We start from the raw sequence: 7,695 nt of genomic DNA, 5'->3' as shown, positions 1-7,695 counted from the left end.
CGCCCGATTATCGCTGCCATCTTCGAGGGCGAAGATGCGGTAGCAGTGGTTAGAAATGCTATGGGTGAGACCGACCCGGCACGCTCTGCACCGGGGACCATCCGGGGGGACCTGGCACAGGATATAGGGCGCAACCTCATTCATGGCTCGGACTCGGAAGAGACCGCGGAGAAGGAGATTGACCTCTTTTTCTCCAAATCGGAGATTTTAAGCTACTGAAAGGGGGACTTAGTTCGGTTCAGATCTATTGAGCATTAGTCACCCTATCAACTTAATGTGGGTTGAAAAGTTCAAAGTTACTGAATCCTGATTAAGGGGGTGGCTTTGCTCCACAGCTTATCCAGCTTGTAATACTCTCGCTCTGTTGCGGTAAAGATATGAATGACGACATCGCCGAAATCAGTCAGCATCCATCCCGAGTCAATAGTGCCCTCGCGATGACGTGGCACTATCCCCTCCCTCCCCATCACTTGATCGATCTCCTCGCATATGGCTTCGATCTGGCGGCCGGTGTCGCCACTGCAGATGATAAAATAATCGGTAAAAGTGCATACTCCCCTCATATCGAGCATCACAATATCCGAGGCCTGCTTCTCCGAGGCTGCCTCTGCTGCCTTCCTGGCTAATTGCTCTGTTTCCAGGTGTTGATCCCTCCTCCCAAACATATTATATCATGTTCACGCAATGGTAAGGCGACACCAGTCCCCGCTGTATACTGGCATGCCAGGCTTTGACGCCATGCTACTGCGCTGCTAAGATAGTCTTGCTTGACTTTTTAACAAGGAGGGCTATGGCATGGTTTGGCAGGAATATTCCAAAAGGCTGAGAGAAGTACTAGGGCTTGAGGGAAGCCCCATCGCAGTTAGCTATTCTATGGTGCCATCCTCTGAAGGAAAACCGGGGAAATACTTGGTGTGCCAGGCCCTACTCGACGCGAGGGGTGGCGCCATCATCAACCTGAGCAAGGAAAGCTGCGCTTGTCCCGGCGGGGTGTGGCATCTCGGCCTCGGCCCCAGACCTTCTGGGGAGGGGGATAAACTTCTGAAGAAATTCCTTGTAGAGGGAGAGAAACTTTTCTGCTCCATAGCCACCTTCCATCGGGCTATGAGCTTGACCACGTCTCCACCTCTGGGACTGGCAGAATATGTGGTTCTCTCCCCCCTGGAGAAGGCCGAAATAGCGCCAGATTTGGTGGTATTTTTATGTAATCCAGAGCAAGCGTGTCGCCTGGTCACCCTGGCTACTTACCCTGACGGCATCCCTCCCAAGACGGAGATAGTAGGCTCGACATGCCACATGGTTATTGCCTACCCCCTGGTATCGGGGGAGCTTAATATCAGTCTCCTGGATTATACCTCTCGCAAATACCAAAGCTTCAAGCCTGAGGAGCTGTTTGTAACCATCCCGTATCATAAGCTGCCGGGTTTAGTGGGCAGCATCGATGTTTGCAGTGCCGGCATGGCCTAGGCGGAGTTCCCTACTGGCTTTGGAGAGCCAACAAGTTGATGAAAAATGCGGGCGTCGAGGTAAAGCGGGAGCGATTGAAAATGCCAACTGAGATAGTACAGCGTCCGAGCTTTATAGAAGAAGAAAGGCTTGCGGAGCAGGGCTACCGCTTCATTGCGGGTATCGATGAGGTAGGGCGTGGCCCGCTGGCGGGGCCGGTGGTGGCTGCCGCCGTGATCCTGCCTCTAGACCTTGTTGCTCCCTGGCTACCTTTAGTGCGCGATAGCAAGGAGCTCACCCCGAAACGGCGGGCGTCCCTATTCCCCCTGATTGAAGCGGCAGCCGTAGCTATCGGCGTTGGCTTTACCGGCCCCGAGGTAATCGATAACCAGGGTATCGTAAGGGCAACGAAGATAGCGATGCGCTCCGCTGTGGAGCAGCTTGCCCGAGCCCCCGACTTTCTCCTTATCGACTTCGTTACCTTGCCCGAGATCACCATTTCTCAGAGAAGCATCACTAAGGGGGATAGCCACTGCCTCTCCATCGCCTGTGCCTCCATTATCGCTAAGGTGACTAGGGATGGCATCATGGTGGAACTCGATGAGACATATCCTGGCTATGGATTTGCCAGGAACAAGGGCTATGCTACCAGGGAGCACCTCCTAAGCCTCAGGCAATTAGGGGCGTGCCCCATTCATAGGAAGCGCTTCGCCCCGGTCAGGTTCTCTCTAGAAGGGCGATAAACCCCTGAAGGGCGGCCATGTATCCCTCTCCACCCACAATGTAGGTATCGTTGTGGCCTGCCTGCTCAATGGTATAGAATTCCTTAGGTTCATTAGCTGCTTCGTATAATTCCATTCCCGATTGAAAAGGGACCACCTCGTCATAGTCGCCATGCAGTATGAGCAGCGGGGCAGTGACCCGCTTTATTTTAGAGAGGGAGTCATACTTGATGGGGAGCATGTCGGGTGTGATGTTAGGAAAAGATCGGCTTATCCATCCCACCATGGAGGCGAAGGTCGATTCCAGGATAAGCCCGAGGCATTTTTGTTTGCTCGCCAGGTCCACCGCAATCGCCCCGCCCAGAGAGCGGCCGAAGAATACTATGGCGTCCTGGTCGATGTCCTGGCGAGTACGGAGGTAAGCCAAGGCGGCCTCGGCATCGCGGTAGGTGCCCTCCTCAGAGGGCTTCCCTTGGCTCCGGCCATATCCACTGTAGTCGAAAATGAATATAGTTAAGTCTAGCCTGTCATGAAGCAGCTTAAGGTTGTCCAATCGGTGGCTTATATTACCGGCATTGCCGTGGCACCACAGTAATGTTATCCTCCTCTGCCCCGGAACGAACCAGCCATGAAGCATCACCCCGTCGGCACTGGGGAAATAGACATCTTCGAAAGGCAGTCCCCAGCCGGCAGGGTCGCCGATGAAGTAGCTATCGGGGTAAAAGATAAAGTCCTCTCGCATCAACCTAGCTCAACGCAACATTGCCACGTAGCTTTTTAGCGGTACCCCCAGGGAATCGGCGACCGGCTGGCATTTGGCCATGAGAGAGTAGAGGATCCTTCCATCGCCAGGAAACTCCGATAGCGCCTCGTAGTATCCCATACCTTTAGCCAGTATCAGATCGGCCGCCGCAAACTCCCGCTTAAACTCATCTGAAGCCAGGTGAAGCAGCACCCCCGGCGTGGCGCATCCGGTGGTGATCACGCGATCCAGCTCACGCTCAAGGCCGGCTATCCTCAAGTCCTCACGGGTGGTATCATCTTGCACTGGTGATCCCTTAACTACATAGGTAACTGGGGTAAACCTTGTCATCCATTTTACAACGGGCAAATCGAAGAATACCTCCCCGGCATTATCGGCGAGAAAGAGAACGTTTGTCGATTTACTTAGCATCATTTCGAACCTGGCGCGATCGTCAAGGATAAATTCCACCTGGTTCTTCATATCCCCTCTGATGGTATCGAAGTCCCTGAAAAAATCGATGACATTACCCAGAGTGGATAGCGCCAGATAACCCTTGAAATCCTGGGTGTATGCCGGGCTTACCTCACTGATGAGCTCCCTGGAGATCCTTATCTCTTCGTCCTTAACCGTGCGATAGGGATCGGGGTTGGCGGTTATCTCCTTTACTGCCTGGTGAATCTTTGTGGCAATGGCGATGGTTACCACATCGGCGGAAAAATTCTCATCGACAATCCTGAGCCCTTCCCCTATCGCCTTCGATTTCAGTTCATCGTCATTAGTGGCCAGCCCCGCCGCCTGGCGGACCAGACGACATAGACATTGATAGCATTCGCTTGCCGCTTTCATTTGGATTTATTTTTTTCCAACCCGATCAAGGACGCTGGAGGAGCCACACCGCACTGATCATCGTCGTCTCCATTATCTCGCTCTCGCGCTCCTGCTTCTCCACATACCACAAAAAGGAGTCGGCGGCCTCCGGGTGTAATTCCGCCAGCTTCTCCGCCCTCCTGCGGATGAGCTCCGTATACTTCCGGTTAAGCGCCTTCACATCTTCCGTTGGTATGATTACTTCGTGCAGCAGAGCATCACCATGCGCTGTTAGCCGGCGCAGTGACTCCTGGTGGGTGGCACAATGTTCGTGCCACAGGCTTTCGACCTTCTCGGGATCAGCGAGGAAAACAGCGTCGATGAGCATATAGCCACCAGGATGTATGCACTGCCTCAGCTTCGCCACGCATTCATCTAACCTCCCCAGCACGCCGACAGAAGCATAGATGACCACATCAAAATCATTGGCTTTAAGTAGCGTATCGCGTATATCTTCGCATACGAATCCACACCGGCTGGCAAGACCCATCTCTTCTGCATGCCTCCTGGCTTCCTCTATAAAAGGCTCGAAGAAATCGACCCCCAGGGCTTGAAAGCCGAACTCCCGAGCCAGGGTGAGTGCCACTGCGCCCTTTCCGCAGCCAAGGTCCAGCACCCGCGTGGTCTCCGCCGGAAGGCCAAGCGGACGAAGCAGCTCCACTATTACCTCCAGCGAGCAGCCCAGTGCCCATAGGTCGGACAGGAGCTCGGGGATGAAAGGCAATAGCTCAGGCGTGGCGTCAAATGCTTCGGCTACTTCTCGCTGTTGGCTCTCGTCCATGCCAGATTATCGCCTTAAGTATACAATAAACTTGCCTGAAATGAACATGGCTACTATACTGGGGTACGATGGATTCTAGGGAGATCGGAGCTCTTGGTGAGAAGATAGCCGCGGAGTATTTAACCGGGCTGGGGTATGTGATTCGTGAGCGCAACTTTCGCTCGCGGGAGGGCGAGATTGACATTATCGCCGAAAAGGACGATTTCCTTGTTTTTATCGAGGTGCGCACAAGAAGGAGCCTCTCCTTTGGTACCCCCGAGGAATCGGTAACCGCTCAAAAGAAGGAGCGGCTGATCACCCTGACCCAGGCCTACATGGAGGATAGAGAAGACCTGCCGTCCTCTTGGCGCATCGATGTGGTGGCCCTGGAGCTGGGGCCAAAGGGGCAGATTTCCCGATTGGAGCTTATCGAGAATGCCGTAGGCCCCGGACTCGCCTGAGCCACTGAGGGGATAGCTGGGTATCACCATTAGAGTCTATCTGTTACCATTAATCTTTCGCTTTCCAATGCACTGAGCGGCAGATTGACCAAAGGGTCCAGCTCAAGGCAAACCCCGTAGCTGGGATTTTTAGCCACTGCATGGAATGACGACAACGAAGAGTCCACAGAAAGGGAACAGATACCATGCATTTACCGATTCTCCACGATGTGCTAGAATTATCATCGCAGGAGTGAGAGAAGATGCCAGTATACGAATATCGATGCAATAAGTGCCAGCGTAAGGTGAGCGTCTATTTGCGAGACACCTCGTCAACGCCAAAGTGCCCCCGGTGCGGCGGCGAAGATCTATCGCGCCTTTTTTCCACCTTTGCTGTCCGCGGGACATATAAGGATGTCTATGAGGATATCTTAACCGACCGCCAGCTGACGGATGGGTTGATGCGTAACGATCCCAGGGCGCTGGCGGATTGGAATAAGCGGATGAGCCGGGGGATGGAAGATGACACGGTCGCCCCGGAATACGATGAGTACCTGGAGAAGATGGAGCACGGGGAGTGGCCTCAGATACCCGGTGTTAACATGCCTGAGGGTAACCCGCCTGAGGAAGAGGTGGAATGAGGTGAGAGGTTATGCCCATCTATGAGTTTCGCTGCAACGGTTGTCAACGAAGGGTAAGCCTTTTTGTGAGGAGCATCGCCAGCTCGCTATCACCTCAGTGTCCGCACTGTGGAAACCGAGATATGGCTCGCCTGATCTCCAGGTTTGCCCAGCACAAATCGGCACGGGGCTGGCTGGAGGAGGCAGGTCCTCCCCAGGCCGCGGGGGGGGCGGACTACTATAAGGACCCGCGCAATATCGGACGCTGGACGGAGCATAGACTCAAGCAGTTGGGGATGGATATGCGCAGCGAGGAGCATTCAGACACCTTCTCCGAGGTTCGCCATATGATCGATGCGGCGAGGGAGGGCGAGATGCCGGAGCCAATCAAGGACTTATGATAGATGCTACGCCTCATCGATGTGAACCTGAACCGCATCAGCGAGGGGCTGCGACTCCTCGAGGATGTCGCCCGCTTCCTTCTCGACGACGCCGCACTAAGCGCCGCGCTGAAATCCCTGCGCCACGAGCTTTTAGGTATGCACTCCTCGCGACAGAAAGAGCTTCTCTCCGCGCGCGATTCGGCGGAGGATGTGGCCGCCTTCGCTGAGGAGGAGATGCGCCGAGCTGACATCCCTGCCATCGTGACTGCCAATGCCAGGAGGGTTGCCGAGTCGCTAAGGGTCCTGGAGGAATTTTACAAACTCCCGCAGAGCTATACCAACCTGGACCTCGACCCGGAAAGGTTTAAAAAGGCGCGCTTTGCCCTCTACGAACTGGAGAGAGCACTGACGGGAAAGATTCTGCGCTACGAAAAACGGATCGCGGGCCTGTATGTAATCATCGACCCGGAGGTTTTGGGGGAAAGGGACGAAGTGGAAGTTTGCCGCCAGGCGATACGAGGTGGGGCGAAGGCGATACAACTGCGGGATAAGAAGCGGAGTAGGGCGGAGGTGCTCGCCGAAGCGCAGAAGCTGAAGCAGGTCTGCGCTGAGTACGACGTGCCCTTCATATTGAATGATTACCTGGATATTACCCTCGCATGCGGAGCCGATGGTCTTCACTTGGGGCAGGGAGATCTCCCCATATCCATATCGCGCCACTTGTTGCCCATAGATAAAATTTTGGGTTGCTCCACCACCACGCTAGAAGAGGCGCTTAAGGCCGAGTCCGATGGTGCTGACTATATTGCCGTGGGAGCGATCTACCCCACCCCTTCCAAAGCGGGTGCTATCGTAGTAGGGCTGGAGAGGCTTTGTCAGATCAGGGGGGCTGTGTCGCTACCTATAGTTGCCATCGGTGGCATCGATGTGGAAAATGCTCCTGAGGTGGTGGGGGCCGGGGCGGATGCCATCGCAGTTATAGGCGCAATACTGGGAGCCGAGGATGTCGAGGGGGCCGCCCGCAGGCTGAGGGAGATAATGGAGGTTAATTAGATGGGTAAGATAACGGCTAAGGTGGAAGCCATCGCAGGGAAGGCCCGCGCTGCCCTGTCGGCCAAGGATGCCGCCCGGGAAAAGGCGCTGCGGTCATCCCGAGACGCTGTGCGTTACTGCTCGGAGGCCATCCGCTCGGTGCACCGCGGCGAGTACAGTGAAGCCGGGGAGCGGCTGTCCTCCGTACGGGAGATACTTAACCGAATGAACGAGGAGCTCGAGGAGCATCAGGACCTGCTCAATTCAGGCTTCGTATACAGTGCGCAGAAGGAATATGTGGAGGGGTGCGCTACCCTCAGCCTGATCACGGAGAGCACCGTGCCCGAGCCCGAAGAGCTTGGAGTGGGCTATGCCGCCTACCTGAACGGTCTTGCCGAGGCGGTGGGAGAGTTGCGGCGTCAAATCCTCGACCTGATAAGGAAAGGGGATACCGCCCGCTGCGAGGAGCTGTTGGAGGCCATGGATGACATCTACGGTGTGCTGGTAACCATGGACTTCCCCGATGCCATGACCGGCGGGCTGAGGAGGACAACCGACGCCACGCGGGGCATCCTAGAGAGGACCAGGGGCGACCTGACCGTCGCCGCCCGGCAGTGGGAGCTGGAAGGCAAGTTAAAAAAGTTCGAGGAAAAACTTAAACAGTGAAATAGGAGGTGAAT

General features: G+C 55.2%; 12 protein-coding genes. 8 read left to right on the top strand and 4 right to left on the bottom strand.

The window, feature by feature from the left end; genetic code table 11:
* The coding region (locus VMX96_00945; protein HUU62481.1) for a nucleoside-diphosphate kinase at nucleotides 1-219 on the top strand (219 nt) is incomplete at its 5' end.
* 77 nt (nucleotides 220-296) lie between these two features.
* On the opposite strand, the gene rsfS is transcribed toward VMX96_00945, so the two are convergent.
* The gene (rsfS, locus tag VMX96_00940; protein HUU62480.1) at nucleotides 297-665 is read right to left on the bottom strand and encodes a ribosome silencing factor; all 369 of its coding nucleotides are present in this window, start codon (nucleotides 663-665) and stop codon (nucleotides 297-299) included.
* Between the two features lie 130 nt (nucleotides 666-795).
* On the opposite strand from rsfS, the gene VMX96_00935 reads away from it, so the two are divergent.
* Together VMX96_00935 and VMX96_00930 are read left to right on the top strand one after the other, a co-directional pair.
* Nucleotides 796-1,467 (top strand): DUF169 domain-containing protein, encoded by a 672-nt coding sequence (locus tag VMX96_00935; GenBank protein HUU62479.1) that lies wholly within the window; start codon nucleotides 796-798, stop codon nucleotides 1,465-1,467.
* An 80-nt stretch (nucleotides 1,468-1,547) separates the two neighbouring features.
* Nucleotides 1,548-2,189: a ribonuclease HII gene (locus tag VMX96_00930; GenBank protein ID HUU62478.1), complete on the top strand. Its 642-nt coding sequence runs from the start codon at nucleotides 1,548-1,550 to the stop codon at nucleotides 2,187-2,189.
* Here VMX96_00930 and VMX96_00925 read toward each other — a convergent pair.
* Genes VMX96_00925 through VMX96_00915 form a run of 3 tightly spaced genes read right to left on the bottom strand, consistent with a single transcriptional unit; the run spans nucleotide 2,164 to nucleotide 4,561 of the window.
* Nucleotides 2,164-2,910 (bottom strand): alpha/beta hydrolase, encoded by a 747-nt coding sequence (locus tag VMX96_00925; GenBank protein HUU62477.1) that lies wholly within the window; start codon nucleotides 2,908-2,910, stop codon nucleotides 2,164-2,166. The two genes, VMX96_00930 and VMX96_00925, sit on opposite strands and share 26 nt — an antisense overlap.
* Before the next feature lie 9 nt (nucleotides 2,911-2,919).
* Nucleotides 2,920-3,759 carry an ARMT1-like domain-containing protein gene (locus VMX96_00920; GenBank protein ID HUU62476.1) on the bottom strand — a complete coding sequence of 280 codons (840 nt, stop codon included), beginning with the start codon at nucleotides 3,757-3,759 and terminating at the stop codon, nucleotides 2,920-2,922.
* Between the two features lie 25 nt (nucleotides 3,760-3,784).
* A complete protein-coding gene (locus VMX96_00915; GenBank protein ID HUU62475.1) occupies nucleotides 3,785-4,561 on the bottom strand; it encodes a class I SAM-dependent methyltransferase in 777 nt (258 codons plus the stop codon).
* A gap of 68 nt (nucleotides 4,562-4,629) precedes the next feature.
* Here VMX96_00915 and VMX96_00910 point away from each other — a divergent pair, with 68 nt between their 5' ends.
* The 5 genes from VMX96_00910 (at nucleotide 4,630) to VMX96_00890 (ending at nucleotide 7,681) form a co-directional block, all read left to right on the top strand.
* The gene (locus VMX96_00910; protein HUU62474.1) at nucleotides 4,630-5,001 is read left to right on the top strand and encodes a YraN family protein; all 372 of its coding nucleotides are present in this window, start codon (nucleotides 4,630-4,632) and stop codon (nucleotides 4,999-5,001) included.
* A 242-nt stretch (nucleotides 5,002-5,243) separates the two neighbouring features.
* A complete protein-coding gene (locus tag VMX96_00905; GenBank protein HUU62473.1) occupies nucleotides 5,244-5,621 on the top strand; it encodes an FmdB family zinc ribbon protein in 378 nt (125 codons plus the stop codon).
* 11 nt (nucleotides 5,622-5,632) lie between these two features.
* Entirely contained in the window at nucleotides 5,633-6,001 is a 369-nt protein-coding gene (locus tag VMX96_00900; protein HUU62472.1) for a zinc ribbon domain-containing protein, read from the top strand.
* Between the two features lie 3 nt (nucleotides 6,002-6,004).
* Entirely contained in the window at nucleotides 6,005-7,036 is a 1,032-nt protein-coding gene (locus tag VMX96_00895; protein ID HUU62471.1) for a thiamine phosphate synthase, read from the top strand.
* Nucleotides 7,037-7,681, top strand: a complete 645-nt coding sequence (locus VMX96_00890) for a haloacid dehalogenase (protein ID HUU62470.1) — start codon at nucleotides 7,037-7,039, stop codon at nucleotides 7,679-7,681.
* The last annotated feature ends 14 nt before the right edge of the window (nucleotides 7,682-7,695 follow it).

It is taken from the genome of Dehalococcoidia bacterium (assembly GCA_035528575.1).
In the GTDB taxonomy this organism is placed as follows: domain Bacteria; phylum Chloroflexota; class Dehalococcoidia; order E44-bin15; family E44-bin15; genus DATKYK01.
The sequence above is the reverse complement of the archived record's forward strand: the minus strand, read 5'-3'. Positions and strand labels throughout refer to the sequence as shown.